The 25477-nt window shown below is 60.4% G+C and carries 23 protein-coding genes; 16 read left to right on the top strand and 7 right to left on the bottom strand.

The window, feature by feature from the left end:
- The 4 genes from B9Z31_RS01790 to B9Z31_RS01775 form a co-directional block, all read right to left on the bottom strand.
- Positions 1 to 1254, bottom strand: coding sequence for a M20/M25/M40 family metallo-hydrolase (locus B9Z31_RS01790; RefSeq protein WP_100117944.1), 1254 nt, complete (start codon positions 1252 to 1254; stop codon positions 1 to 3).
- Between the two features lie 2 nt (positions 1255 to 1256).
- A complete protein-coding gene (gene uraD / locus B9Z31_RS01785; protein ID WP_100117943.1) occupies positions 1257 to 3026 on the bottom strand; it encodes a 2-oxo-4-hydroxy-4-carboxy-5-ureidoimidazoline decarboxylase in 1770 nt (589 codons plus the stop codon).
- Positions 3027 to 3108: 82 nt separating this feature from the next.
- The gene (puuE, locus tag B9Z31_RS01780) at positions 3109 to 4059 is read right to left on the bottom strand and encodes an allantoinase PuuE (protein ID WP_100117837.1); all 951 of its coding nucleotides are present in this window, start codon (positions 4057 to 4059) and stop codon (positions 3109 to 3111) included.
- Positions 4060 to 4086: 27 nt separating this feature from the next.
- Positions 4087 to 4752, bottom strand: coding sequence for a GntR family transcriptional regulator (locus tag B9Z31_RS01775; protein WP_100117942.1), 666 nt, complete (start codon positions 4750 to 4752; stop codon positions 4087 to 4089).
- A 167-nt stretch (positions 4753 to 4919) separates the two neighbouring features.
- Between B9Z31_RS01775 and uraH the strand changes: the two genes are divergently transcribed.
- From uraH to B9Z31_RS01745, 6 genes are all read left to right on the top strand, one after another.
- On the top strand, positions 4920 to 5273 hold the full coding sequence (gene uraH, locus B9Z31_RS01770; RefSeq protein WP_100117836.1) for a hydroxyisourate hydrolase: 354 nt from the start codon (positions 4920 to 4922) through the stop codon (positions 5271 to 5273).
- 120 nt (positions 5274 to 5393) lie between these two features.
- The gene (gene xdhA, locus B9Z31_RS01765; RefSeq protein ID WP_100117835.1) at positions 5394 to 6857 is read left to right on the top strand and encodes a xanthine dehydrogenase small subunit; all 1464 of its coding nucleotides are present in this window, start codon (positions 5394 to 5396) and stop codon (positions 6855 to 6857) included.
- Between the two features lie 64 nt (positions 6858 to 6921).
- On the top strand, positions 6922 to 9282 hold the full coding sequence (xdhB, locus tag B9Z31_RS01760) for a xanthine dehydrogenase molybdopterin binding subunit (protein WP_100117834.1): 2361 nt from the start codon (positions 6922 to 6924) through the stop codon (positions 9280 to 9282).
- 75 nt (positions 9283 to 9357) lie between these two features.
- Positions 9358 to 9540: a hypothetical protein gene (locus B9Z31_RS01755; RefSeq protein ID WP_100117833.1), complete on the top strand. Its 183-nt coding sequence runs from the start codon at positions 9358 to 9360 to the stop codon at positions 9538 to 9540.
- 117 nt (positions 9541 to 9657) lie between these two features.
- Positions 9658 to 10893 carry an MFS transporter gene (locus tag B9Z31_RS01750; protein ID WP_100117941.1) on the top strand — a complete coding sequence of 412 codons (1236 nt, stop codon included), beginning with the start codon at positions 9658 to 9660 and terminating at the stop codon, positions 10891 to 10893.
- Positions 10894 to 11022: 129 nt separating this feature from the next.
- Positions 11023 to 12249 carry an MFS transporter gene (locus B9Z31_RS01745; RefSeq protein ID WP_233200616.1) on the top strand — a complete coding sequence of 409 codons (1227 nt, stop codon included), beginning with the start codon at positions 11023 to 11025 and terminating at the stop codon, positions 12247 to 12249.
- A gap of 29 nt (positions 12250 to 12278) precedes the next feature.
- Here the strand turns inward: B9Z31_RS01745 and B9Z31_RS01740 are convergent, their stop codons facing one another.
- Positions 12279 to 12812, bottom strand: a complete 534-nt coding sequence (locus B9Z31_RS01740) for a hypothetical protein (RefSeq protein ID WP_100117832.1) — start codon at positions 12810 to 12812, stop codon at positions 12279 to 12281.
- Positions 12813 to 12919: 107 nt separating this feature from the next.
- On the opposite strand from B9Z31_RS01740, the gene xdhC reads away from it, so the two are divergent.
- Both xdhC and B9Z31_RS01730 read left to right on the top strand, forming a co-directional pair.
- Positions 12920 to 13717 (top strand): xanthine dehydrogenase accessory protein XdhC, encoded by a 798-nt coding sequence (gene xdhC, locus B9Z31_RS01735; protein ID WP_100117831.1) that lies wholly within the window; start codon positions 12920 to 12922, stop codon positions 13715 to 13717.
- Between the two features lie 176 nt (positions 13718 to 13893).
- Entirely contained in the window at positions 13894 to 15105 is a 1212-nt protein-coding gene (locus B9Z31_RS01730) for a urate hydroxylase PuuD (protein ID WP_100117830.1), read from the top strand.
- A gap of 86 nt (positions 15106 to 15191) precedes the next feature.
- Here B9Z31_RS01730 and B9Z31_RS01725 read toward each other — a convergent pair whose 3' ends face one another.
- Positions 15192 to 15794, bottom strand: a complete 603-nt coding sequence (locus B9Z31_RS01725) for a lysophospholipid acyltransferase family protein (RefSeq protein ID WP_100117939.1) — start codon at positions 15792 to 15794, stop codon at positions 15192 to 15194.
- 284 nt (positions 15795 to 16078) lie between these two features.
- Between B9Z31_RS01725 and B9Z31_RS01720 the strand changes: the two genes are divergently transcribed.
- Together B9Z31_RS01720 and B9Z31_RS01715 are read left to right on the top strand one after the other, a co-directional pair.
- The gene (locus B9Z31_RS01720) at positions 16079 to 16930 is read left to right on the top strand and encodes an oxidoreductase (RefSeq protein ID WP_199174407.1); all 852 of its coding nucleotides are present in this window, start codon (positions 16079 to 16081) and stop codon (positions 16928 to 16930) included.
- Between the two features lie 43 nt (positions 16931 to 16973).
- Positions 16974 to 17987: an AraC family transcriptional regulator gene (locus tag B9Z31_RS01715; RefSeq protein ID WP_100117829.1), complete on the top strand. Its 1014-nt coding sequence runs from the start codon at positions 16974 to 16976 to the stop codon at positions 17985 to 17987.
- Between the two features lie 136 nt (positions 17988 to 18123).
- Here the strand turns inward: B9Z31_RS01715 and B9Z31_RS01710 are convergent, their stop codons facing one another.
- Entirely contained in the window at positions 18124 to 19527 is a 1404-nt protein-coding gene (locus B9Z31_RS01710; protein WP_100117828.1) for an 8-oxoguanine deaminase, read from the bottom strand.
- Positions 19528 to 20093: 566 nt separating this feature from the next.
- Here B9Z31_RS01710 and B9Z31_RS01705 point away from each other — a divergent pair.
- From B9Z31_RS01705 to B9Z31_RS01680, 6 genes are all read left to right on the top strand, one after another.
- Positions 20094 to 21017 carry a LysR family transcriptional regulator gene (locus B9Z31_RS01705; protein WP_100117827.1) on the top strand — a complete coding sequence of 308 codons (924 nt, stop codon included), beginning with the start codon at positions 20094 to 20096 and terminating at the stop codon, positions 21015 to 21017.
- A 47-nt stretch (positions 21018 to 21064) separates the two neighbouring features.
- Positions 21065 to 22297 carry a CaiB/BaiF CoA-transferase family protein gene (locus B9Z31_RS01700; RefSeq protein WP_100117826.1) on the top strand — a complete coding sequence of 411 codons (1233 nt, stop codon included), beginning with the start codon at positions 21065 to 21067 and terminating at the stop codon, positions 22295 to 22297.
- Positions 22294 to 23235 (top strand): hydroxymethylglutaryl-CoA lyase, encoded by a 942-nt coding sequence (locus tag B9Z31_RS01695; protein WP_100117825.1) that lies wholly within the window; start codon positions 22294 to 22296, stop codon positions 23233 to 23235. The genes B9Z31_RS01700 and B9Z31_RS01695 overlap by 4 nt, the downstream gene beginning before the upstream one ends.
- Positions 23232 to 23624 carry a VOC family protein gene (locus B9Z31_RS01690; protein WP_100117824.1) on the top strand — a complete coding sequence of 131 codons (393 nt, stop codon included), beginning with the start codon at positions 23232 to 23234 and terminating at the stop codon, positions 23622 to 23624. The genes B9Z31_RS01695 and B9Z31_RS01690 overlap by 4 nt, the downstream gene beginning before the upstream one ends.
- Positions 23625 to 23652: 28 nt before the next feature.
- Positions 23653 to 24360, top strand: a complete 708-nt coding sequence (locus B9Z31_RS01685; RefSeq protein ID WP_100117823.1) for an alpha/beta fold hydrolase — start codon at positions 23653 to 23655, stop codon at positions 24358 to 24360.
- 63 nt (positions 24361 to 24423) lie between these two features.
- Complete coding sequence (locus B9Z31_RS01680; RefSeq protein ID WP_100117937.1) at positions 24424 to 25401, top strand: tripartite tricarboxylate transporter substrate binding protein; 978 nt, start codon at positions 24424 to 24426, stop codon at positions 25399 to 25401.
- The last annotated feature ends 76 nt before the right edge of the window (positions 25402 to 25477 follow it).

Here is a 25477-nt window from a genome sequence, read left to right as displayed (position 1 = left end):
TCAGGCCAGCAAATCCAGCAGTGTGCGTGCAATCACCTTGGTCGCGCGGCGCAGGTCATCGAGCTGCACATGCTCGTCGGCGCGTTTGGCGTTGGACTCGCGCACGGTGCGGGGGCCTGCGCCGTAGATCACGCCGGGGATGCCGCGCTCCACATACAAGCGCACATCGGTGTAGAGCGGGGTGCCCAGGGCAGGGATGGCTTCGCCGAAAACTTGTTCGCCGTGTTTTTGGATGGCGCTGACCAGAGGCTGGTTGCCCGCCAGCGGCTTCATGGCGTTGGCCAGCAGCATGCGGCGCACGTCCACTTGCAGGCTATTGCCGCCGCGTGGGGGCTGGAAGCAGGCCGCGGCCTCGGCAATGGTTTGGCGGATGCTGGCTTCCACTTCCGCAGGGTTCTCTTCGGGGATCATGCGGCGGTCGAGCTTGAAGCTGACTTTGCCGGGCACCACATTGGTGTTGGTGCCGCCTTCGATCAGGCCCACGTTCAAATAGGGGTGGGTGATGCCTTCCACCTTGGACGTGACCTTCAGGTACTGCGTGTTCAGCGCGTGCAGCGCGCTCAGGATGTGCACCGCGCCTTGCAGCGCGTCGGTGCCGCTGTCGGGAATGGCGGCGTGGGCCATCTCGCCGTGCACCGTCACTTCCATTTGCAGGCAGCCGTTGTGCGCGGTCACCACCTGGTAGCTGAAGCCTGCCGCGATCATCAGGTCGGGTTTCGTCAGGCCTTTTGCCAGCAGCCAGCCGGGGCCCATCTCGCCGCCAAATTCTTCGTCGTAGGTGAAGTGCAGTTCCACGCCGCCTTTGAGGGGGGCTTTCAACGATTCGAGTGCGCGTGTGGCAAAGGTGAATGTAGAAAAGTCGCACTTGCTCACAGCCGTGGCGCGGCCGTACATGGCCCCGTTGTGGATCTCACCGCCGTAGGGCGGGTGTGTCCAGCCTTCGCCAGGGGGCACCACGTCGCCGTGGGCGTTCAGGGCAATGGTTTTGCCCTCGCCATATTTGCGGCGCACGATCAGGTTGGTGATCGACTCCAGACCATAGGCGTTGACTTCGGAGGCGGGCACAGGGTGCTTTTCTGCGACAAAGCCCATGGGCGCGAGCAACTCTGCGGTGCGCTCGGCGTGGGGCGCGTTGTTGCCGGGTGGGGTGTCGGTGGGCACCTGCACCAAGGCCTGCAGAAACTTGACTTGCTCGTCAAAGTGCGCGTCGATCCAGGCGTCGAGTTGTGCGTAATGTTGTGCAGTGGCAGTCATGATCATTCCGATGCAAGTTGGTTCAAAACATGGGTGAAGGCGTCGACGCACAGCTGCATGTCGTCGCTGGTGGTGGATTCGAGCGGGTTGTGGCTGATGCCCGCGTTTTCGCCGCGCACAAACAGCATGGCTTGTGGCATGACCTCGTGCAGCTTCATGGCGTCGTGGCCTGCGCCGCTGGGCAGTTTGAACAGCGGCACGCCCAGGGCGCTCACGGCGCGTTCCCAGCGGGCTTGCCACTCGGGGGCGCTGGGCGCGGCGGCAGCGCTCATGGTGAGTTCGGCTTTGACGCGCACACCCCGGCGCTCGGCCAGGGCTTGCAGCTGCGCCAGGATGTCGGTGACCAGCGCGTCGCGCTGTGCGTCGGTGGGCGCGCGCATGTCCAAGCTGAACAGGCAGCGGCCGGGCACCACGTTGATCGATCCGCTGGGCACTTGCAGCTGGCCCATGGTGGCGACGCTGTCACCGTCTTGGGCCGCGCGTTGCTCCATGTAGAGCGCCAGTTCCGCCACGGCGCAGGCCGCGTCGCGGCGGCGGTCCATGGGGGTGGTGCCTGCGTGGCTGGCCGTGCCGATCACCTCGCACAGGTAGCGCACGCTGCCATTGATCGACGTGACCACGCCCAGCGGGATGTTGACTTCGTTGAGCACCGGGCCTTGCTCGATGTGCACTTCGACAAAGCCGAGGTATTGCGCCGGGTCGCGCTGGATTTTGGGGATGTCGTCCACGCACAAGCCCGCATGCTGCATGGCTGCGCGCATGGTGATGCCGTCGACATCTTGTTGGTCCAGCCAGGCGGGGTTGAATTGGCCGATGAGGGCGCCCGAGCCGAGGAAGGTGGCCTTGTAGCGCTGGCCTTCCTCTTCGGCAAAGGCCACGACTTCAATGCCAAAAGGCAGGCGTTGGCCTTGTTGGTGCAGCTGCTGCACGCACGCCATGGGCACAAAGATGCCCAAGCGGCCGTCGTATTTGCCACCGTTGCGCACGGTGTCGTAGTGGCTGCCGGTCATGAGGTATCGGCCGCTTGGGGTGGCCGGGTGGTAGCGGCCCACCACGTTGCCCACCGCGTCGGTGTAGACCTCGTCAAAGCCGCAGTCGCGCATGTTTTGCGTGATGCGCTGGGCACAAGCGCGGTGCGCGTCGGTGAGGTAGGTCACCGTGAGCTGACCCGCTTCGGCAAAACCAGGGTCAGAGTGCTGCGCCAGCTTTTCTTGCCAATCCCAAACCAAGTGGCCCAGCGTGGGCTCGACGCCGAACTTGTCGTTCAAGCGGATTTCGACGATGCGGTGGATGTTGCGCAGGCACTCGGCCAATTCAAAGTCGGGGTGGCCGTGCAGGCGGCGCTCGAAGGCGTCGATGATTTGCTGCTTGTTGTAGCCCACGCCGCGCGGGCCGCGCACCGCCAAGATGAAGGGCCAGCCGAACTTGGCGTTGTAGTCGGCGTTGAGCTTTTGGATCTTGGCGAACTCTTCGGGTGTGCAGTCGGTGAGGCCCGCTTTGGTTTGCTCGTGGGTCGACTCGGCCGTCAGCGTTTTGCTGACCATGGCCTTGCCCGCCAGTTCGGGATGGGCGCGGATCAGGCCGAGCTGCGCGTCGCGCCCAGCGTGCGCCAGCACCTCGCACATGGCGTGCTTGAGGTGGGCCAGCGAGGTGAAGGGACGCTGCGCCAGTGCCTGCTCGGCGATCCAGGGCGAATGCTCGTACAAGCCATCGAGCATGAGCGCCGCCTCTTCACGGCTGGCGCTGTTGAGTTGTTCCAAAGTGATGGGCATGGATGTCTCTGTGGGAGGCCGCCCCTGCGGCCGAATGTCTTGGGGTGGGCATTCGGCCGCAGGGGCGGCCTCCCACAACATGTCAGTCCTGGTAAGGGTGTGTGGCTTTCCAATGCCGGGCAATGTCAAGGCGCCGCGCCACCCAGACCTTGTCGTGCGACTGGATGTGGTCCAAAAAGCGTTGCAGCGCGGTGATGCGTCCGGGGCGGCCGAGCAGGCGGCAGTGCATGCCGATGCTCATCATCTTGGGGGCGTTGTCGCCACCCGGGTCACCTTCGGCATAGAGCGCGTCAAAGGTGTCCTTCATGTACTGAAAGAAGGGGTCGGCGTGCGAGTAGCCCTGGGGCAGCGCAAAGCGCATGTCGTTGCAGTCCAGGGTGTAGGGCACGATCAGTTGCGGCGCATCGCTGCCGTCTGACTTGCGCACTTTCATCCAAAACGGCAGGTCGTCGCCGTAGTAATCGCTGTCGTACTCAAAGCCGCCAAAGTCGGCCACCAGGCGGCGGGTGTTGGGGCTGTCGCGCCCGGTGTACCAGCCCAGAGGCCGCTCGCCCGTGAGCTTTTGCAAGATGTCCATGGCCTCGGCCATGTGGGCACGCTCGGTGGCTTCGTCGATGTTTTGGTAGTGGATCCACTTGAGGCCGTGGCAGGCGATGTCGTAGCCCAGTTCCTTGAAGGCGGCGGTCACGTCGTCGTGCTTTTGCAGCGCAGTGGCCACACCAAACACGGTCAGCGGCAGGCCACGCTTTTCAAACTCGCGCAACAAGCGCCACACGCCGGCTCGCGAGCCGTACTCGTAAATGCCTTCCATGCTGATGTGCCGCTCGGGAAAGGACGCGGGGTTGAACATTTCTGACAAAAACTGCTCAGACCCTGCATCGCCGTGCAGCACCGAGTTTTCGCCACCTTCTTCGTAGTTCAGCACAAACTGCACGGCCACACGGGCACCGCCCGGCCACTGGGCGTGCGGCACATGGCGGCCGTAGCCTTTGAGGTCGCGGGGGTAGGGGAGGGTGGTGTCGTAGGTGCTCATGCGTTGCTCTTGCGGGTGCTCAAAGGTTCAGGCCAGGGCCAGAGAAATGTCGTGCGTGGGCACTTTGCGGTCAAAGGTCAGGCTGGCTTCGACATGCAGCAGGTGTTCGTGCATCAGGCGCACGGCCAAGTCGGCGTCCTGCGTTTCCAGGGCGGCCACGATGGCCACATGCTCGTCTGTGGAGTGCTCGGCTTCGTTGCGCGACTGGTACATCAAGGTGATCAGGGCGCAGCGCGAGATCAACTCCCCCAGCACCTGGGCCAGCACGTCGTTGTTCATGAGTTCGGCCATGCGCACATGAAAGTCACCCAGCAACTCGGTCCGGCCCGTGATGTCGCCTTGCGTCACGGCTTCACGCTCTTGCTGGATGTGCTCTTTGAGGGCCACGATTTGTTCGGGCGTGACCTGCTGCACAAAGGCGCGGGTCATCTCGGCTTCGAGCATGCGGCGCACGGCAAAGACCTGCTGCGCCTCCTCGACCGATGGCGCCGCCACAAAAGCACCGCGCGCGGGCTCCAGGCGGATCAAGCGGTTTTGCGACAACTGAAACAGCGCCTGTCGCACCAAAGTGCGCGAGACGCCAAAGTGGTCGGCCAGCTTTTGCTCGGCCAGTTTGGAGCCGGGCAACAAACGGTGCTCCACGATGGCGCGGGTCAGCGATTCGACGATGTGGTGCGTGGTGGAAGTTTCCATGTCTCGCGTTTTCTCAGGCGGCTGTGCCCTTTGTTTGGGGGTCATTGGCGAAATCATAGCCGCCGAAAGCAAAATTGTATACACTTCGGTCGACCGGTTTAAAGGGCTTTTCAAAGCCCTGTCAAAACCACCCTTTTGAGACCCTCTTTCAGACAAGCGAGCACACCATGGGATTGAGCACACACGTTCTGGACACCATGCACGGCTGCCCCGCCGCGGGCATGCAGGTGTCCCTCTACACCACGCAAGGCGATCAGGCCACCTTGGTCAAAAGCTTCACCCTGAACCATGACGGCCGCAACCCCGATGGCCTGCTGTATGACCATGCCAGCCTGCGCAAAGGCACTTACCGTTTGGTCTTCAATGTGAGCGACTACTTCCAAACCAAAGGCGTGGCACTGCCGGAGCCTAATTTCCTGAACCGCGTGTCTTTGGACTTCGGTGTGGCGCATGAAGACCAGCACTACCACGTGCCCCTGCTGGCCAGCCCTTGGAGTTATTCGACGTATCGGGGCTCCTGAAACCATGGGGGTCAGTGAATTGGGGTCTGACCCCAATTAATACTTGATCAAATCCGCCCAATCAGGCCCCGGTTCTTTAAAATCGGGGTCTTCCCGTTCACACACCGATCCCCCCCAACCATGACCCAAGTCACCAACACCGTGCGCTTTGTGCTCGACGGCCGCATCGTCGAAGCCCAAGGCGAGCGCCGCACCACCACCGTTCTGGACTATCTGCGCGAGGAACTGCACCGCACGGGCACCAAAGAGGGCTGCGCAGAGGGCGATTGCGGCGCTTGTGTGGTCATGGTGGGCGAGCTCAACGCGGCAGGCACGGGCGTGGACTATGTGGCCACCAACGCTTGTATCCAGTTGCTGCCTTCGCTGGACGGCAAATCGGTCAAGACCGTGGAGAGCCTGAAAAAAGCCGATGGCTCGCTGCACCCAGTTCAGGAAGAAATGATCAAGTGCCACGGTTCGCAATGCGGTTTTTGCACGCCCGGCATCGTGATGAGCCTGGTGAACCTGGTGCAGGTGCTGCCCGTCCCCAACCGCCAGCAGATCACCGATTCGCTGAGCGGCAACCTGTGCCGCTGCACCGGCTACAAGCCGATCATCGACTCGGCCGCCAAGGCTTGCGCCAAGCCAGAAGCGCTCAAGCTGGACGACAGCGCCGATGTGCCACTGCTCAAAGAAATCAAACGCGCCAGCGTGCCCACACTGAGCCTGGACGGCGACATCATCGTGCAGCCGGTGGTGCGCACCAGGAAGGGCAACGAGTTCGTCTCGCCCGCCACCATCGCCGAAGTGGCCGACTACTTGGTCAAGAACCCCACCACCACACTTTTGGCGGGCAGCACCGAAATCGGTCTGCAGGTCAACAAACAGTTCAGCCGCCCCGAGCACATCATGTATTTGGGCAACGTCAAAGAACTGCGCCAAGTGACCGAGACCGCCAGCGCCTGGCGCATTGGCGCGGCCGTGTCGCTCACGCAAGTTGAAGCGCTGGTGGCCCAGGCTTACCCCGACTTCACCGAGGTGCTGCGCCGCTTTGGTTCGCCCCCCATCCGGTCGACGGCCACGCTGGCGGGCAACATCGCCAACGGCTCACCCATTGGCGACACCATGCCCTGCCTGATGGCGCTGGGTGCCAGCTTGGTGCTGCGCCGGGGCGACAAAACCCGCAAGGTGCTGCTGGACAACTTCTACACCGGCATGAAGAAAAACCTGATGGAGCCCGGTGAGTTCATCGAAGCCATCGAATTGCCCAAGCCTGTGGCGGGACAAGTGTTCCGCGCCCACAAGGTGAGCAAGCGTTTTGAACAAGACATTTCGGCCACCTGCGCGGCCATCAGCTACACGCTCAAAAACGGCCAACTCTCGGGTGTGAAGCTGGCCTACAACGGCCTGGCCCCATCGCCATGCCGCGCCCCCAAGCTGGAAGCTGTGCTGGAAGGCCGTGCGCCTGCCGACGTGAAATCGGTCGACCTGGATGCCGCCATTGCCGCCAGCTTCACCGCCCGCGACGGCTTGCGTGCGACATGGGCGTACCGCGCCTTGGTGGCGCGCAATTTGGCCCTTGAATTCATCGAAGAACAATCTTAAAACCAGGGGGTAGACCCATATTTGCGCAGCAAATTTGGTCTGTCCCCTCACCCCAGAGGCAAGAATGAACGCACCGACCGCACTCAAAAACCTGTTGCCCACATCGGGTGTTCAGCAGGGCACCGACATCGTTCACGAGTCCGCGCACCTGCACGTGACGGGCTCAGCCACTTACATCGACGACATCCCTGAGCACGCAGGCACTTTGTATGCCGCGCTCATCTTGTCGCCTGTGGCCCATGGTGAGTTGATTGGCGACGGCATCGACCGCGCAGCCATCCTCCAGGAGCACGGTGTGGTCGCGGTCTACACCGCCAAAGACATCCCCGGCGAAAACAACTGCGGCCCCATCATCCATGACGACCCCTTCCTGGCCGCGGGCAAGGTCGAGTTTGTCGGCCAGGCCGTGGCCGTGGTGGTGGCGCGAGAGATGCTCTACGCCCGCGAAGCCGCCAAAAAAGCCAAGGTGCTGGTCAAAGAGCTCACGCCCATCTTGACGATCGAAGACGCGATGGCGGCGGGCAGCTTCATCATGCCGCCCAAGGGCATCACGCGCGGCGACGCTGCAGCGGCCATTGCCAATGCACCCCACAAAATCAAAGGCAGCACCAACACGGGCCAGCAAGAACAGTTCTATCTGGAAGGCCAGATCACTTACGCGGTGCCCAAGGAGGACGGCCAGTTGACGTTGTACGTGTCGACCCAGCACCCCGACGGCAACCAGCGCGAAGCGGCGCACGCCCTGAACCTGCACACCAACGATGTGGAGGTGATTTGCCGCCGCATGGGCGGCGGCTTTGGCGGCAAAGAGGGCAATGCCAGCATCTTCAGCCAAAGCGCCGCTTTGGCCGCTTTCAAGTTGCAAAAGCCCGTCAAGCTGCGTGTGAACCGTGATGACGACATGACCATCACCGGCAAGCGTCATGATTTCCGCATCGACTACGAAGTGGGTTTTGACGACACGGGCCGCGTGTTGGGTGCCCACATCACGCTCATGTCACGCTGTGGTTACAGCACCGATTACTCCGGCCCGGTGAACGACCGCGCTTGCTTGCACATCGACAACACCTACCACCTGCCTGCACTCAAGTTGGTCAGCCACCGCTGCAAAACCAACACCCAAAGCGCCACCGCTTTCCGGGGTTTTGGCGGTCCACAAGGCATGTTCGGCATCGAAACGGTGATGGACGAGATCGCGATGACTTTGGGCAAAGACCCCTTGGACGTGCGCAAGCTCAACCTCTACAAAGACCCCGCCATCAGCGGCACGCCCGACACCATGACCACCCAGTACAACCAGCTCATCGAAGACTGGGTGGGTGACCAAGTGATCGAGCAGTTGGAGCAGGAATCCCAATACGCCGAGCGCCGTGCCGCAGTGCAGGCCTTCAACGCCAAGAGCAAAACCCGCAAGCGCGGCATGGCGCTGGTGCCGCTCAAGTTCGGCATCAGCTTCACCGCCACGCACCTGAACCAAGGCGGCGCTCTGCTGGTGGTGTACATGGATGGCTCGGTCAGTTGCAACCACGGCGGCACCGAAATGGGCCAGGGCCTGAACACCAAGATGGCGCAGGTCTGTGCCGATGGTTTGGGCATCAGCGTGGACCATGTGCGCATCACCGCCACCGACTCGCAAAAAGTACCCAACGCTTCGGCCACATCCGCTTCGAGCGGTGCCGACATCAACGGTGCAGCCATCATGAACGCCACAGCCCAAATGCGTGAGCGCCTCAAACCCGTGGCCGCCCGCATGCTCGCTTGTGCCGAAGGCGATGTGAGCTTTGCCAACAACGAAGTGCACGGTGGCGGCAAAGCCGTCAAGTGGGCCGATGTGACCAAGCAAGCGTACATGGAGCGTGTGGGCTTGTCGGTGACAGGTTTCTACATGACGCCCGAAATCAAGTACGACTTCGCCACCCTGAATGGCCGGGCCTTCTATTACTACTGCTACGGCGCGGCCGTGAGCGAAGTCGAGATCGACACCCGCACCGGGGAGTGGTGGCTCAAAGCCGTGGACATCGTGCATGACGTGGGCCGCAGCATCAACCCCGCCATCGACAAAGGCCAGATCGAAGGCGCTTATGTGCAAGGCATGGGCTGGCTCACCATGGAAGAGTGCATTTGGGACAAAAAAGGCAAGCTGCTCACGCACGGCCCCAGCACCTACAAAATTCCCGTGGCGGGCGACATCCCAGAGCACTTCAAGGTGTCTTTGTTTGAAAACCAAAACAACAAGCCCACGCCTTTCAACAGCAAGGCCACAGGCGAGCCTCCTTTGATGCTGGGCTTGTCGGCCTTCTTCGCCTTGCGCGATGCGGTGGCTGCCAGCGCTGACTACAAATCCGTGGTGTACATGGACGCGCCGGCCACGCCAGAGCGCATCTTGATGGCCTGCGAAAAAGCCAAGGCCTCTGCAGGGTTGTGAGGGTTTGCGCCGGATGCCTGAAGCGGTTTCAGGCATCCTGCAGGCCATCACCCAATACGTTTCAGGAGCAGGCCCATGTCAGACGATCCACGGTGCTGCGGCACCGGCACTTGCATCATCAATGCCGAAGGCCTGTGCTGGTGCGGCCAGCGATGGGATGGCGAGAAGATGTGTTTCATGGCCGAGCCTGCAGCGCAGCCAGATGCCCGCCCGAAGAGCGAGGCCAATCAACAGTCAGACCGCGCTGGGCAGGAATGAACGCATGAGCGCCATGCGCCTGTGCCCAGGCCGCTTTGCGCTGTTTCCACCACCCATGTTTTGCGCAGGGCCACGGCCGTGAGCGAGGCCGCAGCGTCGGCTGCAAAGCCACCCGCCATGCACTGGCGCGACCCGTTCCGGGTTCGGAGTTTCCGCTTCCAGTGGCCTGCCGATTTGGCCACTTCCTGGGCCTTCGAGATGGAGTCCATCGTGCTGGGCTGGTTCATCTTGGTCGAGTCGGGCTCGGTCATGATGCTGGTGGTGTTTGGCTCTTTGCAGTACTTGGGTTCTTTGGTGTCTCCCTTGTTTGGTGTGGTGGGCGACCGACTGGGGTACCGCCGCATGCTCTGCCTCTCGCGTGCTCTTTATGCGGCACTGGCGGCCTGCTTCATGCTGCTGGCCTGGCTGCAAGCGCTCACGCCCGTGTTGGTGCTGTGCGTTGCTGCTTTGGCGGGGCTGGTGCGGCCGTCGGACATGATGATGCGCAACGCGCTGATCGCCCAAACTTTGCCGCCCCGGCATTTGCTTGGGGCGCTGGGCATTTCGCGCATCACCTCGGATTCGGCTCGCATTGCAGGCGCCTTGGCGGGCGCAGGTGTGGTGGCCTGGCTGGGCATGACCTGGGCTTACGCGCTGATCACCGCGCTCTACACCCTCAGTTTTGTGCTGTCGCGTGGTGTGTCCGATGGGCCTGTTCAAACAGCCGCCACAGAGGCCCCACGCCTGTCGCCTGTGCGGGATTTGCAGCTGGCTTTTGGCTATGTGTGGACCCGCCCGGTGTTGATGGCGGCCATGGCACTGGCGTTCTTGGTCAACCTGCTGGCCTTTCCCTTCTCTTTGGGCTTGCTGCCCTATGTGGCCAAAAACATTTACCTCACCGACCAGACAGGCTTGGGCTGGTTGGGGGCCAGCTTTGCCTTTGGGGGGTTGGTGGGTTCGGTGGTGCTCAGTTCGCACCGCATCGCCTTTCGCGCGGCGCAAACCATGGTGCTGGCAGGCGCGGTGTGGTTTGCGGTGGATGTGCTGTTCGCTTTCAGCACCCATTTGGGGGTGGGCATGGCGTTGTTGTGGGTGGCGGGCTTGGCGCAAAGCCTGAGCATGACCCCGCTGGCGGCCGTGATGCTGCGCGTGACCGAGCCCGCCTATCGAGGCCGCGTGATGGGCATGCGCATGCTGGCCATCTGGGGGCTGCCTTTGGGTTTGCTGCTGTCGGGCCCGCTGATTGAGCGTTGGGGCTATGCTGCCACGGCGGGTGCGTATTCGGCCCTGGGCCTGCTCTTGACGGGGGCCATGGCGGTGTATTGGCGCTCGCACATCTGGGACGCCAAAGCCCCAGCCAATGCGCCTTTGTGATGGCGTTTGCTGAGCCCCATCTGTGACCAAAGCGACAGCGTCCAAGCGGCCTTGGGCGCACAGTCTTGTGGCTTGGCCAGGTGGCCCACAGCCTGTTCCCCCAGACGAAGTCGAAAGCTGACACTGACCATGACGACCTTGACCCCCTCTGACGCCCCTTTGCCCGAACAAGCCGCCGACCACCCCCGCGTGGTGCGGGGCTTGCTCAACACCGCACACGCGCTGGACCATTTGTTCTTGTTGATCTTTGCAGCGGCGGTCAGCACCATGGCCGCTGACATGGGTTTGGCCGATTGGCAAGATCTGATGCCTTACGGTGCCGGGGCATTTTTCATGTTCGGTTTGGGTTCTTTGCCAGCCGGACGTTTGGGTGACTTGTGGGGTCGGCGCAGCATGATGCTGGTCTTCTTTTTTGGCATTGGCGCGGCTTCCATCCTGACCGCGTTTGCGCAATCGCCATGGCAATTGGCCGCCTGTTTGACGCTGATCGGTGCCTTTGCGGCCATTTACCACCCGGTGGGCATTCCCATGCTGCTCGAGCGTTCCCCGAATCCGGGCGCCACCATCGGCTTCAATGGGTTGGCGGGCAATCTGGGTGTGGCTGTGGCCGCTTTGCTCACGGGCTTTTTGATTCAGTGGCAAGGCTGGCGGGCGGCTTTTGTGTTGCCCGGCTTGGTGGCGCTGCTGTGCGGTTGGTTTTTCGCACGCGCCTGCCCGAAAGAGGTCTCCTCACCGGCCAAGCGCAAGGGCGGGGCCACAGTGAGTTTGCCCGCGCCCCTGCTGGCGCGTGCACTGGTGGTCATGACGGCTGCCGCCATCACCAGCAGCGTCTTGTTCAACTTCACAACCAATGGCAATGGGCCCTTGTTGGCCGAGCGCTTTCGGGGTGTGATGGAAGACCCGGCCGCTTTGGGCCTGTTGCTGGCCTTGGTCTACGCCGTGGCTTCGGTGGCCCAAGTGGTGGTGGGCCATCTGATCAACCGTTTCCCTCTCAAGCGCTTTTTCATGTTCATGGTCATGGCCCAGATCCCCATGCTGGTGCTGGCCTCTCAAGCGCAGGGCTGGTGGTTGTTTGCAGCGCTCATCGGTTTGATGGTGTTCATCTTTGGGGCGATTCCCTTCACCGACTTCATGATCGCCCGCTATGTGGACGACCGCTTGCGCTCGCGCGTCTCGGGCATGCGCCTGGGCGTGTCGTTTGCGGTGAGTTCTTTGTCGGTCTGGGCTTTGGGGCCTGTGGTCAAGGCCATGGGCTTTGGCAACGCGCTCTTGCTGCTGGCGGGCTTTTCAGTGGCCACCACGCTCATCCTCACCCTGTTGCCCGGTGCTGCGCACGAGCAGGTTCAGGCGGCTTGAAACGACGGGGTGGCCAAAGGCCCAGCGCTTCAGTCTTGACCCTCTGTCAAGGTGTCGAGCTGGAATTTGCCGCTTTTGTGCCACAGCCACACATCGGTGTAGGTGACCTGGCTCATGTGCTTGGGCACGGGGTAGGGGGCTGAGGCTTTGACCATGCGCTCGATCTCTGCCATGACGTGGGGCACATGTTTGGGTGCGCGCATCCAGTTCACAGCCTTGACCGAGCCTTTTTGGTCAATGTCCACATTCAAGACGCCCACGGCTTCGAGCATGGGCGGCATGCGGCCTTTGTAAACGCGGTGCGCATGCTTGCCGTACAGGTGGCCCGCCGCGTCCTTTCGGTATTCTTTGCTGTTGCGGGCCAACGATGTGGGGCCAGACGGGGCCAAGATGGGTTCGGGGACTTTGGCCACAGGCGTCACGGGTGCAGGCGCCGGTGGCGCTGCCACGGGGGCAGGGGGGGGTGGGGTGCTGCAGCCGCTGAGCAAAGCCAAAGCCGCAGAGCCCAGGGTCAAACAGCCTTGGAGGATGAATCGGTGAAGCGTTGGCAAACGTGGCGTCATGTGGAGACCTTGTCCTTGGCATACTCTGAGCTGAGGTGGATTGTGGCATCGTCAGGACCTGATGGGCAAGCTGGCCGCATTCCTCAACATTGAATGGACACAAAAGCGTGAATTGGATTGAACAAGCCCTTCAAAGGCTGAACACCGACAATGCGGTGCTGGTGACTGTGCAAGCCACGCAGGGCTCTGTGCCCCGTGGGCCCGGCACGCACATGGTGGTGTTTGCCCAAGCCGAGCAGGGCACGATCGGTGGCGGGCATCTGGAGTTTGAGGCGCTGGCGCATGCGCGGCGGCTCTTGACAGGACAAACCGAGCCCACCCACTTGCGCCAGGTCCTGGGGCCCAGCTTGGGGCAGTGTTGCGGTGGTGCCGTCGAGCTCGTGTTTGAGCGGGTCAGCGCGGCGGACCTGCCTCGGCTGCGCACGCAGTTGAAGCCCCCCCGCACGCCCTTGGCCTTGTTTGGGGGCGGGCATGTGGGCAAGGCCTTGGTGCACACCCTGGCCACCTTGCCCTTTGCCGTGCGCTGGGTGGACAGCCGCGACGAGATTTTCCCTGCCGACGTGCCTGAGGGCGTGGATTGTGAGCACTCCAACCCGGTACAGGCTGCGGTGGCCGATTTGGCGCCAGGCAGCCGGGTGCTGATCATGAGCTTCAGCCATGCCGAGGACCTGGACATCGTGATCGCGTGCTTGAAGCGCCAAAAGGAGCGGGGTGATTTGCCTTTTGTGGGCCTGATCGGCAGCAAGACCAAATGGGCCACCTTTCGGCATCGCCTGGAGGACCGTGGGTTCAGCGCCCAAGAGATGGGCCACATCACCTGTCCCATTGGGGTGCCAGGCATCACGGGAAAAGAGCCTGAAGTCATTGCCGTCGCGGTGGCCGCTCAACTTTTGCAAACGCTTTGAGCCAGAGATGCGCGTTTCCCCTAGGCCAAAGTGAGCGGGCAAGGCTGGAATCGCGCCTTTAAACTGTATACACTTCGGTGCACTGGTCGCAGCGGCGCAGGAATCCCCGGATTCATGTTCGCGACCGAATACCCGCTCACAGGGCCCGCGGTGGTGAGCTGGTTGGAGAATCCTTCATGGAATCGTATTTTCTGGAATGGGCCAATTTGTTGCTGCGATGGGTGCATGTCATCACCGCCATCGCCTGGATTGGCTCCTCGTTTTACTTTGTCTTTCTGGACAACAACCTGCAAAAACCCAACTCGCCCGACTTGCTCGAAAAAGGCGTGGGCGGTGCCATGTGGGCGGTGCACGGCGGTGGTTTTTACAACCCGCAAAAGTACATGGTGGCCCCCAAAAAGATCCACACCAAGCTCCATTGGTTCTATTGGGAAAGTTACTCCACCTGGCTGACCGGCTTTGCGCTGTTCACGGTGCTGTACCTCTACAACGCGGGCACTTTTTTGATCGACAAATCGCTGATGGACTGGACGCCTGTGATGGCTGGATCGGCCGCGGTGGGCATGCTGGTGGCATTTTGGTTCGTGTACGACATCATTTGCCGTGTCTTCGGTTTCCGTCAAAACGGTGAGCTGATCGTGGCGGGCTTGATGATCGTGGTCGTGGCCTTTTGCGCCTGGCTGGCCAATGAACTGTTTGCCGGTCGTGCTGCATTCTTGTTGGTGGGCGCGATGATCGCCACCGCCATGAGCGCCAACGTGTTCTTCTGGATCATCCCCGGCCAACGCAAAGTGGTGGCGGCCATGACCAGCGGTGAGACCTATGACGCCAACGCCTTGGCCATCCACGGCAAGCGCGGCAAACAGCGCAGTGTGCACAACACTTACTTCACGCTGCCCGTCATCTTCGCGATGCTGAGCAACCACTACAGCTTCTTGTACACACACGAGCAGCGCTGGGTGCTGCTGTTTGTGATGATGTTGGCGGGCGCCCTGATTCGTCAATTTTTTGTGCAACGCCATGGCTTCCACCTGGGCCGCGCCGCCAACCCTTGGCCTTTTGCGGCGGTGGGTGTGGTGATGATTTTGGGCGTGATCGTGGCCTTGCGTCCCGCCCCCCCCAAGGCGTCTGCAGCGCCTGCACAGCCCGTGAGCTTTGCGCAAGTGCAAAGCCTGGTGGGGCAGCACTGCCTGTCATGCCATGGTGCCCAGGTGCAAATGAAGAACGTGCGCTTGGACAGCCCCGAGTTGATCCAGCAAAACGCCCAAAACATGTACCAACAAGTGGTGGTGACCAAGCAAATGCCCATGGGCAATGCCACAGGATTGAGCGAGGAAAACCGCGCCTTGTTCGGTCGTTGGTTTCAGGCCGGGGCCAAAACCGAGTGAGTGAAGGGGCGCTGGGGTCATGACCGCCCCGCGCCATCGGCCTGCAGCGCATGCCTCGCAGGCTGAGGCCCGTGCTGGGGAGCCGCTTATGGGTTTTCAGGCGGGGTTTCAAACTGGTCGGCGTTTTTGCCCTTGAAAGGCGCATAAAACGCTTTGATGGCGACCATGTCCTTCTCGATGTCCCCCGAGGGGTAGAACAAAGGCCCCAATCCACTGACCTTGCGCGAGTAGTCCATGTAGGCCATGACGATGGGCACCTGCGCCTGCACGGCGATGTAATAAAAGCCGGTTTTCCAGTAACGGGTTTTGCTGCGTGTGCCTTCGGGCGGGATCACCAAGTGCACCGCGCCATCGGCCTTGACCAATTCTTGCGCACAAGAGTCCACCAGGTTGGAGGCTTGCGATCGGTTGACCGCAATGCCGCCCAGCCAGCGCATCAGCGGCCCAAAGGGGAACGAGAAAATGCTGCTTTTGCCCATCCAATAGATTTGCAGGCGCAAGGCGAACGCCACCATCAAGGTGTAAGGCAAGTCCCAGTTGCTGGTGTGGGGTGCCGCAATGAGCACGCATTTGCTCACCCCCGCAGGGAGTTGGCCTTCAATTTTCCAGCCAGTGATTTTGAGAAACGCCAAGGAAATGCCGCGCAAAGCGGTGTTGACGAGGGGGGTGTCAAAAATGGTGCGGTGCATGGCGCAGAGTCGGTCTTCGGAAATCGGCGAGGGCGACACGCGGGCGTGCATGGCTCGGACTGCAGCGATTATGTCTGTCAATTTTGCCTAAATGATCAAATATGGCAATTTGTCACCGTGTCCATGTTCTGCAGTTGTGACCTGAGCGAACAACTTGTTCCTTGAAAGGCAGCGAAGAGACTTGGCATCTTCGGCATGCGCATTGGCGTGATCCGATGGCGACACTTCGAGACCCAGCAGCGACCATGACGCCATTCGCAACACATTCACGAACGGAGTTTTTCATGGCATCGACATCCCCTATTTCCCAACTCAAACCACAGGTGGCGCTCGTCACCGGTGCATCGTCCGGCATGGGCAAAGAAACGGCCAAGCGGCTGCTGCAAGAGGGCTTGGTGGTTTATGTCGCGGCCAGGCGTGTGGCGCAAATGGAAGACCTGCGGGCCTTGGGCGCGATACCGCTGCAGATGGACATTTCGGTGGACGCCGACATTGTGGCGGCCGTGAACACCATCACCCAGGGCCATGGCGGCATCGACGTGCTGGTGAACAACGCAGGCTTTGGCATGTATGGCGCCATGGAAGATTCGACCCTGGGCGATGCCCGTTACCAGTTTGAAGTGAACCTGTTTGGTATGGCGCGGCTCACGCAATTGGCCTTGCCGCACATGCGCCGCCAACAGTCGGGCAAGGTGATCAACATCTCGTCCATGGGCGGCAAGATGTACACCCCTTTGGGATCGTGGTACCACGCCACCAAGCACGCGGTGGAAGGTTGGAGCGATTGCTTGCGCCTCGAGTTGGCACCCTTTGGCATTCAGGTGGTCATCATTGAGCCCGGTGTGATTGCCACCGAATGGGGCGGCGTGATGCTCGAGCCCATGCTGGCGCGTTCGGGCCAAGGCCCTTACCAAGCCATGGCTCAGGGCATGGCCAAGGCCATGCGCAGCACCTATGCCAAAGAGGGGGCAGCATCGCCGCCTTCGGTGGTGGCCGATGCCATACTGCAAGCTGTGCGTTCGCGCCGACCCCAAACCCGTTACGTCATCGGCAAAATGGCCAAGCCTTTGATGTTCATTCGCAAGTATTTCGGGGACCGCATCTTTGACATGGCCATCATGAGCCAAGCCAAGTAGTCCGCCCCTCGAAACGCCCTAACCTGCCAAAAAGCCACCCCCCGTGAAACAGGCCACACGTTTTGCCCTGCAAATGGGTTGGAAACTGCTCATCCTCGACATGGGCTACGCCCCCGCCGATGTGCTGAGCCTGGCGCGGCTGCCGGGCGACCTGTTTGCACGACCAGGAGGTGCGAGTTTGTCGCCCGCGCAGTACTTTGACCTGTGGCGCGGACTGGAACAGGCCGCAGGCGACGACGAGCTGGCGCTGAAGCTGGCGCAAGCCATGTCGGTGGAGGCTTTTGACCCGGCCATGTTTGCCTGCTTGTGCAGCCCCGACTTGAACACCGCACTGCAGCGGCTGGCGCATTACAAACGCCTGATGTGCCCCTTGCACATGGAGGTCGACATCCGCGCAAACCGCACGCTGGTCACGCTCAGCTGTTACGGCAGTGACGAGCCGATACCCCGCAGCTTGGGTGTGTCGGAGTTGGTGTTCTTCACGCAACTGGCGAGGTTGGGCACGCGGGAGCGCATTGAGCCCTTGATGGCCTCGGTGCCCGATTTGCCTTTGAACCTTGCGCCCTACCAAGCCTATCTGGGCTGCGCTTTGGGTGCATCAGAACAGATCCAACTGACGTTTTCGGCGCAAGATGCGCGTCGGCCTTTCTTGACCGACAACATGGCCATGTGGATGGCGTTTGAGCCCGCCCTCAACAGACGGCTCTCTGAGTTGGACGCCCAAGCGAGCCTGCGCGAACGGGTGCGGGCCGTTTTGCTGGAGACGCTGCCCGCCGGTATCAGCAGCATCGACGCCGTGGCGCAGCGTTTGGCCATCAGCAAACGCTCATTGCAGCGGCAACTGGCCGAGGAGTCGGTGGGGTTTCAAGAACTGCTCAGCGAGGTGCGCCATGAACTGGCTCGGCATTACCTGAATCGCACCGATATTTCAGCCAGCGAAATCTCGTGGCTGCTGGGCTTTCAGGAAAGCAACTCTTTCATCCGGGCATTCAGATCTTGGACGGGCACCACACCTGCGGCCTATCGGCAAGGGCGGGCGGGCAACGGCACCCATTGATCCGGTTCTGAAAAGTTTTTCATGCGCAACGGTGATGCAGGTCGGCACCTTCAGGTCTGACATGGCAGGGGCAGCAGGTCGGGGCTGAAGCCAACGACCTGCGAGGGGTGTGATCTCCGTGTGCCGGAGCCATGGCTCAGTTCGTCCCCAGTGCCAGCTGCAAAGCCAGCTGGTTGTGCCGCTCGACAAGCGGCCCCATGTCCACCGTGGTGATGTGGCCTTGGCGCACCACCACGCGGCCGTTCACGATGGTGTAATCGGCGTTGTCGCTCGCGCACAGCAAGAGCGCCCCCACCGGGTCGTGCACCGCGCCGCCTGCCATGCTCAGGGTGTCGGTGCGGAACATGGCGATGTCGGCGCAATAGCCTGCTTTGATTTGTCCCAACTCGTGGGCGCGGCCCAGCACCTCGGCGCCGCCGCGTGTGGCCAGGCGCAGGGCGTCGCGGGGTGTCATCTCGGCGGGGCCGTGGTCACAGCCGAAAGGTTCTAAGGCCCGGCCCACACGTGCCAGCAGCATGGCTTGGCGCGCTTCGTTCAGCAAATGCGCCGCGTCGTTGCTGGCGCTGCCGTCCACGCCCAGACCCACGGGCACCCCCGCGTCCAGCATTTTGCGCAGCGGCAGAATGCCGCTGGCCAAGCGCATGTTGCTGCAGGGGCAGTGAGCGATGCCGGTGCGCGTGCGGGCAAACAGGTAGCTGCCCTCTTCGTCCAGCTTCACACCGTGGGCGTGCCACACGTCGTGGCCTACCCAGCCCAAATCCTCGGCGTATTGCGCGGGGGTGCAGTTGAACTTTTCGCGGGTGTAGGCGATGTCGTGGTCGTTCTCGGCCAAGTGGGTGTGCAGGCGCACACCATGGGCGCGGGCGAGCTTGGCCGATTCGCGCATCAGGTCCTGGCTCACGCTGAAGGGCGAGCAGGGGGCCACGGCCACATGCGTCATCGAGCCGTAGCTCGCGTCGTGCCAGGTCTCGATCAGGCGCTGGGTTTCTTTCAGGATGGCGGGTTCTTGCTCGACCACGCGGTCGGGGGGCAAGCCGCCTTGGCTCTCGCCCACACTCATGCTGCCGCGTGTGGCGGTGAAGCGCATGCCGATGGTGTGCGCCGCCTCGATGCTGTCGTCCAGCCGCACGCCGCCCGGGTAGATGTAGAGGTGGTCACTGCTGGTGGTGCAGCCGCTCAGCAGGAGTTCTGCCATGGCCACCTGGCCGGACACACGCACCATCTCGGGCGTGAGGCCGACCCAAATCGGGTACAGGCCCTTGAGCCAAGAAAACAGCTCGGCGTTTTGCACCGAGGGAATCGCCCGCGTGAGCGACTGGTACATGTGGTGGTGCGTGTTGATCAGGCCCGGCACCACGACATGGCGACTGGCGTCGATCACTTCATCAACCTGCGTGAGCAGTTCGTCGATGGGCTCATGCGCGGGGATGATGCGCTCGATCCGCCCGTCGCGGATCAAAAGCGAAGCGTCATTCAGTTCGGTGTTGGCATCGTCCATGGTGGCGATGCAGCGGGCGCGGTGGATCAGCAAACTGGGCATGGACTTGACCTGGGCAAAGTGTGAAACAAGTCGCGGCCGAATCCCCTGGCCCCCCAATTGCGGGGGGAGGGCGAGCACCACGTCGCCGCGCGTCCCGGGCTGTGCAGTGGTGCGATTTTAAGCAGACGGCTTCCTGCTCGGGCAGGAAGAGGGCTGTGTCTTTCAGGGTGGCTCCTGGTCGTGACTGGGAGGATGGCCAAATGTCGAGTCTGGCCCAAGCGCCCGATGTTGCTTTGCATGTCAACCGATCCATCAGGCTGGGCTGGCATGTATGCCGCAGCTTAATGAGCCACAAACACCCGTCCCGGTAAAGTAAAACGCCACGATGCTCGGATGGGGCGGTGAAAGATCCGGATTCATCTGCAAGCCCGATGCCGGTGGTGCCTTTGCCATCCATGAAACATACACCGCTCCTGCAGACCAAAAGAACGTACTCAGGGTCAGAGTGGCTAAGGGTTCGCCAGTGATCCAGTCAGTCCGCGTTTACGCTGGTTGAGTTTGCTTTTATGAATTGCTTTTGAGATTCAGCACAATACAGCGGAGTAAGACCTTCTGGAGATTTTCTGATGCCCCAGCCCGGATACAACTTGGCGCGATTTGATTTTGTGTCGATTCGACTGGCCGTTTTGTGCGCTCAAACGGGCAGTTTGACCACAGCTGCACGAGAGTGCAATTTGGTGTTGCCCGCTGCAAGCCGGCGATTGAAAGAGTTGGAAGCCGCGACCGGTTGTCAGTTGTTTGTGAGGCATTCCCGTGGATTGGACATCACCTCGGCAGGACGGGTTTTCATGCGCAGAGGCCTGGCGTTGCTCCAAGAAATGGATGGCCTGGTGAGTGAATTGGCTGATCTGCGCCATGGCATTGCACGTCATGTGCGCTTGTTTGCAGGTACTGCGGCCATCAACCAGTTTTTGCCGCCGCTGATGGCCGAGTACACCCATTTGCATCCTGAGGTACATATTGATTTGGAGGAGCAGGTTTCTGAGCATGTGGTGCAGGCCCTGCGAGAGGGGCGAGCGGACATGGGGGTGTTTGTGGAAGGTCCGGATACCGAGGGACTGGACGTGAAAGACTTTCGCCAGGATGAGTTGGTCTTGATATTGCCAAGGCACCACCCCCTAGTGGGCAAATCTCCCTTGGCTTTTGCCGATGCGCTTGACGAGTCATGGGTCAGCCTCAATCCCGGGGCGGCACTTTTGCAGCAGCAGCAAAGTGCGGCCATGGCGGCAGGCCGAACGCTGAAGTTGCGCATGCAGGTGCGCAGTTTTGACGCCGTGGGTCACATGGTGGCTTCGGGTTTGGGAATTGCCCTGTTGCCTAAAGCGGCGGCATTGCCCATTGTTCGGGCGATGCAACTGAGTTGGCGGCCTTTGAAAGATGAATGGGCCCAGCGACGGCTGAAAGTCGGCATTCGAAAAGAGGCTGACTCTTTGGTCGTGAATTTCAGGGATTTCCTGCATTTGCCTTCGCAAAATGCGAAGGCTACCTGACCGATTCATCAATAGACGCCCTGAGGCATCCGCATGACACTGCGGACATGAATGCCTCAAGGACTGCCCACAACGTCAACAATCTCAGCGCACTTTCGGGTTTGAAAGTGTTGGAACTGGGTCAATTGATTGCAGGACCATTTGCCGCCAAGACATTGGCCGACTTTGGTGCAGAAGTCATCAAAATCGAGCCGCCCAACAGCGGAGACCCGCTGCGCAAATGGCGAATGCTCAAGGACGGTACCTCTGTTTGGTGGCAAGTGCAATCGCGCAACAAGTTGTCGTTGGCGTTGGATTTGCGCACGCCCGAAGGGCAAGACTTGGTTCGTCAATTGGCCACCGAAGCCGATGTGTTGATAGAAAACTTTCGACCTGGTGCCCTTGAAGGTTGGGGCTTGTCGCCTGAAGTGCTGATGGCCAGTAATCCGCGCTTGATCGTTCTTCGCATCAGTGGCTATGGGCAGACCGGCCCCTACCGCAATCGTCCCGGCTTTGGTGTCATTGGCGAGGCCATGGGCGGTTTACGCCACCTGACGGCAGAGCCAGGCCGGGTACCCGTGCGCGTGGGTGTGAGCATTGGCGATACCTTGTCTGCTTTGCATGGCGTCATAGGCATCTTGTTGGCATTGCAGCACAGACACTCGACCGGCCAAGGTCAGGTGATTGATGTGGCTTTGTACGAGGCGGTCTTCAATTGCATGGAGAGTTTGTTGCCTGAGTTCAGCGCATTTGGCGCTGTGCGTGAACCTGCAGGCAGCGCCCTGCCAGGCATTGCGCCCACCAATGCCTACCTCTGCCAGGACGGGGCTTATGCGCTGGTGGCCGGAAATGGAGACAGTATTTTCAAGCGGCTGATGCTGCTGATCGGTCGGCCTGACTTGGCCAACGATCCGTCGTTGGCTGATAACTCAGGCCGGGTCTCGCGCGTGATCGAACTCGATGCAGCGATCGGCGCTTGGACGGCCCAGCGCCCGGTAGCCGTTGTGCTCGAGGCCTTAGATCAAGCCGGCGTGCCTGCAGGACGCATTTACACAGTCGCTGACATTGCCGCCGATCCGCACTACCAGGCGCGGGGTATGTTGCAAAACATCACGATGGACGATGGTACCGACCTGAGCGTTCCGGGGATCGTTCCTAAACTTTCCGTCACACCTGGATTGCATCGGCGTGTTGCGCCGAAATTGGGCCAGGACACCGATCAGGTTCTGCAACAGTTGGGTTTAACGCCAGCTCAAATTCAGGCCCTGAAAGACCAAGGCATTGTAGGAAGCGCATCATGAAGCAGCGAATTCAGTTCAACGAAGTGGTGACTCGGGACGGTTTTCAGATGGAGCCCGAGTTTGTCCACACCGACATCAAAGTGGCCATGATCAATGCACTCAGTGGGTGTGGTTACGCCAAGATCGAGGTCACTTCTTTCACTTCCGCCAAGGCGATCCCGATGCTGCGCGATGCAGAAGAAGTGATGGGGCGAATTGAGCGCATGCCGGGCGTCGAGTACACCGTTTTGGTACCCAACTTGCGTGGGGCTGAGCGGGCCATGGCCTCCCGACCCGATGAGTTCAATCTGGTCATGTCCACATCTGAAACACACAACTTGGCGAATCTACGAATGCCACGGGAGAGCAGCTTTTCGGCCCTGCGTGAAGTGGTTCAGCGCTACCGTGAACAGGTACCAATCAACGTGTCCTTGTCGGCTTGTTTTGGCTGCCCCATGGAGGGTGATGTGCCCCAGCAGGAAGTGTTGCAATGGGCACAGCGCTTCGCCGATCTCGGTGTTCGAGGACTGACCATTTGCGACACCACCGGCATGGCGCAGCCTGTCCAGGTTGCGCAGATGTGCGACGTGTTGCGCACCCGTTTCCCGGATCTTCAGTTGACGCTGCACTTTCACAACACACGGGGTATGGGTCTGACCAATGTGCTGGCAGCGGTCCAGTCAGGTATTGACCGTTTTGATGGCTCCTTGGGTGGCTTGGGCGGTTGCCCATATGCACCTGGGGCGAGTGGCAACATTTGCAGCGAGGATGCGATCCACATGCTGGATGCCATGGGTTATGACACAGGTGTTGACCTGAAGCGCCTGTTGCTGATTGCTGGTCAATTGCCAAGTGTCGTGGGCCATGAGGTACCAGGACAGGTGGCCAAAAGCGGTCGTATTACAGATTTGCACCCCGCGCCACCTTCGGTGGCTGAACTAAAAAAGGCGTTTTCATGATTGACCATCTTGATCATCTTGTATTGACGACGGCCCGCGAGGCGGCATGTGTGGATTTTTATACCCGTGTTCTGGGCATGCAACTCGAAACCTTTGTGGGCGGTACGCCGGCGGTCGAGCGCCGAGCTTTCAAGTTTGGCAATCAAAAAATCAACCTGCATGTACAGGGTTCTGAGTTCGAACCCAAGGCTCATCTGCCCGTACCTGGTGCATTGGATCTTTGCTTCATCGCATCGGTTCCGTTACAGCAAGTCCTGGAGCGCTTGCTTGCAGCTCAGTGGCCAATTGTTGAAGGGCCTGTGATGCGAACGGGGGCAACACAAAAAATCCGCTCAATTTACGTGCGTGATCCGGATTTTAATTTGATCGAAATTTCCGAATTGGCCTGAATTACCGAATCCTGAAAAAGACCCAACCATGACCACAAAACCCGCGTTGGCATTTGCGTGTGCCCACATGACCGATGAGCGGCTTTATGCCCATCAAATCGCGGCACTTCAGTCAGCTTACGACTGCAGGGTGTTTGTCTTTCGTGAGCACGATTCGATGGCGGGTATGGCCCAACAGGTTTTGTCAGTGATGCCGCAGCGCTTCACTTGGATTGGTTTGTCGCTCGGTGGCTATGTTGCCTTTGAGGCCATCCGCTGCGCGCTTCCTCGCCTTGAGCGTTTGGTACTGATCGACACCACGGCGGTTGCCGATCATCCGGCTCGTCGTCAAGGCAGACAAAAGGATATCGCAACAGTCCAGCAAGGTGGCATTGATGCCCTGATTCCTGAGTTGCCTTCACGCTGGCTGCTGCCAGAGCATGTGAAAGATGGTGCATTAAATGAATTGATGTTTGATATGGCACGCAGCGTGGGTGCGGTGGGGCAGTTCAACCAGCAAACGGCCATGCTGGGACGGCCTGATTCGCACGCCGATTTGGCGAAAGTGCGTGTGCCAACACTGTTCATGTGTGGTCGGCAGGACCCTATGACTCCATTGGCTGACCATGAAGCGATGGCCGCATGTGTTCCAGGGTCGCAACTCACTGTGATTGAAGGCTGTGGGCATCTCTCGACGATTGAACAGCCGCAAGCTGTGACCGCTGAGTTGATGCAGTGGCTGCGAACAAACAGTTGATGGTCCTTCGCCGAACAATTGATGCCCATTTTCCAATCGGTTTTTTTCACCCAGGAGTTACCCATGCATAGACGTCAATGGATCAGCATTTTTGGAAGCCTCGCCGCTTTGGTTTGTGCCCACAACGCATGGGCTCAGAGCAAGTTTCCGGACCGCCCTATCACCATCGTCGTGCCAAGTGCACCAGGCGGTACCACCGACTTCACGGCGCGCTTAATTGCCGAGCCCTTGTCCAGAGCGCTGGGTCAACCGGTCGTGATCGATAACAAGGCAGGTGCCTCTGGCAACATTGGCAACCAATTGGTCGCCAAAGCAAAGCCCGATGGTTACACACTGCTCTTGGCCTACAGTGGCTATCAGGTGGGCAACCCTCACTTGTTCAAAAAAGCAGGTTGGGATCCCATCAAGGATTTCGCGCCCGTGTCCATGCTCACACGTGCGCCGCAAATCTTGGCGGCCAAAGCCAGCTTGCCGGTCAACAATCTGCGTGAACTGATTGCATATGCCAAAGCCAATCCTGGCAAGCTGAACTATGCATCCTCTGGAAATGGTTCCATTCAACACATCGCGGGTGAGTTGTTCAAACAACTGTCTGGTACATCGATCACTCACATCCCTTACAAGGGTGCTGGACCTGCTGTACAGGACTTGTTGGGGGGGCAGGTCGACTTGTTTTTCACCACGCCTGCTTCGGTCGTCAGCCACATCAAGGCCGACAAACTCAAAGGTCTGGCAGTCACCAGCAATGCACGCCTGACATCCTTGCCCCAAGTGCCCACCACCCAAGAAGCTGATTTCAAGGGGTTTGCACTGGACTCCTGGTTCGCGTTGTATGCACCTGCGGGTACGCCTGCAGAAGTGGTGCAACAACTCAATACCGAACTGGCAAAAATACTGAGTTCAGCCGATGTTAAGAAAAAAGCAGAGGATGCGGGAACGCAGGTGGATCACATGGGGCCGGCTCAGTTGGGAGATTACACGCGCAAAGAACTGGAGTATTGGGGACGTGTCATTCAATCCGCCAAAATTTCAGCCGAATAAGGGTGCCCCGTCGGATTGAAAATCCGCTTTCGCATGTCAGACTTCTGAGGGAAAGCCTTTATGCTCAGGTTTTCTC

Source organism: Limnohabitans sp. G3-2 (assembly GCF_002778275.1).
Taxonomy (GTDB): domain Bacteria; phylum Pseudomonadota; class Gammaproteobacteria; order Burkholderiales; family Burkholderiaceae_C; genus Limnohabitans_A.
The sequence above is the reverse complement of the archived record's forward strand: the minus strand, read 5'-3'. Positions and strand labels throughout refer to the sequence as shown.

Coding starts and splice junctions, on each gene's coding strand:
- B9Z31_RS01790 (WP_100117944.1), bottom strand. CDS start 1,254: ATGACTGCCACTGCACAACATTACGCACAACTCGACGCCTGGATCGAC.
- uraD (WP_100117943.1), bottom strand. CDS start 3,026: ATGCCCATCACTTTGGAACAACTCAACAGCGCCAGCCGTGAAGAGGCG.
- puuE (WP_100117837.1), bottom strand. CDS start 4,059: ATGAGCACCTACGACACCACCCTCCCCTACCCCCGCGACCTCAAAGGC.
- B9Z31_RS01775 (WP_100117942.1), bottom strand. CDS start 4,752: ATGGAAACTTCCACCACGCACCACATCGTCGAATCGCTGACCCGCGCC.
- uraH (WP_100117836.1), top strand. CDS start 4,920: ATGGGATTGAGCACACACGTTCTGGACACCATGCACGGCTGCCCCGCC.
- xdhA (WP_100117835.1), top strand. CDS start 5,394: ATGACCCAAGTCACCAACACCGTGCGCTTTGTGCTCGACGGCCGCATC.
- xdhB (WP_100117834.1), top strand. CDS start 6,922: ATGAACGCACCGACCGCACTCAAAAACCTGTTGCCCACATCGGGTGTT.
- B9Z31_RS01755 (WP_100117833.1), top strand. CDS start 9,358: ATGTCAGACGATCCACGGTGCTGCGGCACCGGCACTTGCATCATCAAT.
- B9Z31_RS01750 (WP_100117941.1), top strand. CDS start 9,658: ATGCACTGGCGCGACCCGTTCCGGGTTCGGAGTTTCCGCTTCCAGTGG.
- B9Z31_RS01745 (WP_233200616.1), top strand. CDS start 11,023: ATGACGACCTTGACCCCCTCTGACGCCCCTTTGCCCGAACAAGCCGCC.
- B9Z31_RS01740 (WP_100117832.1), bottom strand. CDS start 12,812: ATGACGCCACGTTTGCCAACGCTTCACCGATTCATCCTCCAAGGCTGT.
- B9Z31_RS01730 (WP_100117830.1), top strand. CDS start 13,894: ATGGAATCGTATTTTCTGGAATGGGCCAATTTGTTGCTGCGATGGGTG.
- B9Z31_RS01725 (WP_100117939.1), bottom strand. CDS start 15,794: ATGCACCGCACCATTTTTGACACCCCCCTCGTCAACACCGCTTTGCGC.
- B9Z31_RS01720 (WP_199174407.1), top strand. CDS start 16,079: ATGGCATCGACATCCCCTATTTCCCAACTCAAACCACAGGTGGCGCTC.
- B9Z31_RS01710 (WP_100117828.1), bottom strand. CDS start 19,527: ATGCCCAGTTTGCTGATCCACCGCGCCCGCTGCATCGCCACCATGGAC.
- B9Z31_RS01705 (WP_100117827.1), top strand. CDS start 20,094: ATGCCCCAGCCCGGATACAACTTGGCGCGATTTGATTTTGTGTCGATT.
- B9Z31_RS01700 (WP_100117826.1), top strand. CDS start 21,065: ATGAATGCCTCAAGGACTGCCCACAACGTCAACAATCTCAGCGCACTT.
- B9Z31_RS01695 (WP_100117825.1), top strand. CDS start 22,294: ATGAAGCAGCGAATTCAGTTCAACGAAGTGGTGACTCGGGACGGTTTT.
- B9Z31_RS01690 (WP_100117824.1), top strand. CDS start 23,232: ATGATTGACCATCTTGATCATCTTGTATTGACGACGGCCCGCGAGGCG.
- B9Z31_RS01685 (WP_100117823.1), top strand. CDS start 23,653: ATGACCACAAAACCCGCGTTGGCATTTGCGTGTGCCCACATGACCGAT.
- B9Z31_RS01680 (WP_100117937.1), top strand. CDS start 24,424: ATGCATAGACGTCAATGGATCAGCATTTTTGGAAGCCTCGCCGCTTTG.